The 2,414-nt window shown below is 70.3% G+C and carries 2 protein-coding genes; both read right to left on the bottom strand.

Translation table 11 applies throughout. The features are described 5' to 3' along the window. Position 1 precedes the first annotated feature (1 nt). Positions 2-1,678 (bottom strand): recombinase family protein, encoded by a 1,677-nt coding sequence (locus tag ACE3Q3_RS23945; RefSeq protein ID WP_374450308.1) that lies wholly within the window; start codon positions 1,676-1,678, stop codon positions 2-4. Then, on the bottom strand, positions 1,663-2,414 hold a 752-nt coding region (locus tag ACE3Q3_RS23940; RefSeq protein ID WP_374450306.1), incomplete at its 5' end, for a tyrosine-type recombinase/integrase. The genes ACE3Q3_RS23945 and ACE3Q3_RS23940, both read right to left, overlap by 16 nt.

The raw sequence follows: 2,414 nt of genomic DNA, 5'->3' as shown, positions 1-2,414 counted from the left end.
CTCATAACCTGAAGGTCACAGGTTCAAATCCTGTCCCCGCAACCACCGATAGTTCACGCCCGTTCCCGAAAGGGGGCGGGCGTTTCGGTGTCTGCGGCACGGACAGAGCCGGAACCAGCGGTGCCCCATTCGCCCAGCCCAGAAGCTGCGCGAGGTCGCCGTGCAGTTCGGCGCGGAAGCCGTCCGGCGCCTCGGGGTCGGGCGTCACCACGACCTTCTCGATCAGGCTCCCCAGGATATCCGCTGCCTCGGTCCGGGTGTCCTCCGGCGCCAGCGCTGCCTCGAGCGTCTCGATCTTCTGGCGGTAGAGCACCGGCAGGTTCGGGTGCAGCCGGATGGGCTCGGGCGCCGGCAGCTCCTCGACCTGACGCGCCAACTCGGCCTTCCGCCGTTCCAGATCCGCCAGCCGGTCCCGGAGCGTCTCGCTCCAGGCGCCGCCCTCGATCGCCCGGACGATGCCGGCGAGCTTGCCGGTGACCTCGGCCAGTTCCCGGCTCCGGGCCTCGCGGGCAGCGCCGGCCTCGGCACGACCGCGGTTCAGCTCCTCCTGGAAGCCGCGGACGAACGCCTCGACCAGTTCGGGGGTCAGCATCCGCGTCTTGAGCGCGGCCAGGACCCGGGCCTCGATCGCCGTGCGGCCGATCCGCTGCGCATTCGTGCAGGTTCCCTTCGAGCGGTGGCGGGAACAGCCGAGCTGCTCCTTGCCGACGATCGCCAGGGGATCGCCACAGCATCCGCAGCGCAGCAGCCCGCTCAGGAGATAGCGCCGCCGGCGCGCCCGGTTCAGGGCATTGCCGGTTGCGTCGCGAGCGATGGAGAAGCGGAGGGTCTGCTGCCGCGCCTTCACCCGCTGCCAGAGCTCGTCGTCGACGATGCGCAGCTCCGGCAGCTCCGTGACCTCGTGACGGTCGGTCGCGTTGGGCCGAGCGACGCGCCGGCCGGTCCGGGGATCCTTGACGTAGGCGACCCGGTTCCACACCAGACGGCCGATATAGAGCTCGTTGTTGAGCAGGCCGGTGCCGCGGTCGGGCTGGCCGCGGATGGTGGTGTCGCCCCAGGGCCGGCCGCCGGGGCCGGGGACATTCTCCCGATTCAGTCGGGCTGCGATCGCACGGGGACCGGTGCCGCCGGCGAAGAGCTCGAAGATGCGGCGCACGACGCCCGCCTCGGCCGGGTCGATCTCGCGCCGGCCGCGCTCGCCGCCGTCGGCGACGATCCGATAGCCGTAGGCGAGCCCACCCGGTATCCGCCCGGCACGGGCCCGTCCGAGCAGTCCCCTCCAGGTCTTCTCGCGCAGGTCCGACAGGTAGAGCTGGCCCATCGTCCCCAGCATGCCGACATGGAGCGGGGTGATCTCGCCGGTGGTCGCCGCATGCAAGCTGACCCGGGCGAAGGTCGCCCGGTCGAAGAAGCTCGCGACGTCCGCCAGCTTGCGGCCCAGCCGGTCGAGCGCCTCGCACAGGACGATCTCGAAGGATCGACCGTCCAGGTCGGCCAGCAGCTGCCGGTAGCCGTCGCGGAAGGCGCTGCCGCCGCTCTGCGCCCGGTCGCTGTAGACCCGCACCACTTCCCAGCCGCGCGCCCGCGCATAGCGCCGGCACACCTCCACCTGATCCTCGATCGAGGCGTCCGACTGCAGGTCGCTGCTGTACCGGGCGTAGATCACCGCTCGCGCCATTCCAGCTCCTCCATCGCCTTCTGGCGGTTCGCCTGCAGGATGCGCTCCCATTCGCGCTGAGCCGGCGCCCGTCCGGATTCGTCATAATACTGCTGGGCGGTCCGCGCCGTCCGGTGGCTGAGCAGATCCTTGGTGATCGGTCCGTTCCGCGGGTCGCGGGTCATGGTGAAGGTGGCGACCGCATGGCGCAGCATGTGGGTGGTGATGGGCCGGCCCAAGGTGGCCAAGCCGACCGATTCCATCACGCGCCGGAAGCCCGTGTAGTCCAGCGGGTCGCCGTTGCGGTTGATCCAGAGACGGTCGCTGACGTGGTCGCCGAGCAGGAGCGGACGATGGAGTTCGAGGTACCGTCGCAGACCGTCCGCCACCTCGCCATGCAACGCTCCGCAGATGGGACGCCGGTTCTTCGTGTCGACTGCCGGAATGGCGATGTCGATGGACGCGTCATCGACCAGGATATCGCGACCAAGGGTGAGCCCCGCCAGATTCTTGCGGCGGAGCGGCAGCACACTCAGCACGGCACCGATGAGTGCGTTCCGGAACTGCACTGCCGCGTCCACCGAGGGGCGGCGGCTGTCTGCCTCGGCCATGAGGTCGAGGCATCCGGTCAGCAGCTGCGGGAGGTCCGGAGGCTGGCGCCGCTTGCGGGTGGCGCGGATCTCGCCGGTGCCCGGCTTGTCGGGGTGACGGCGGATCCACCGCCAATCCTGCTCCGGGCACATCGCCGACAGGATCT

This window comes from Allostella sp. (assembly GCF_041913585.1).
GTDB lineage: Bacteria > Pseudomonadota > Alphaproteobacteria > ATCC43930 > Allostellaceae > Allostella.
The sequence above is the reverse complement of the archived record's forward strand: the minus strand, read 5'-3'. Positions and strand labels throughout refer to the sequence as shown.

What these genes read in the sequence shown, in the direction of transcription:
- ACE3Q3_RS23945 (WP_374450308.1), bottom strand. Translation starts at nt 1,678, where the DNA reads ATGGCGCGAGCGGTGATCTACGCCCGGTACAGCAGCGACCTGCAGTCG.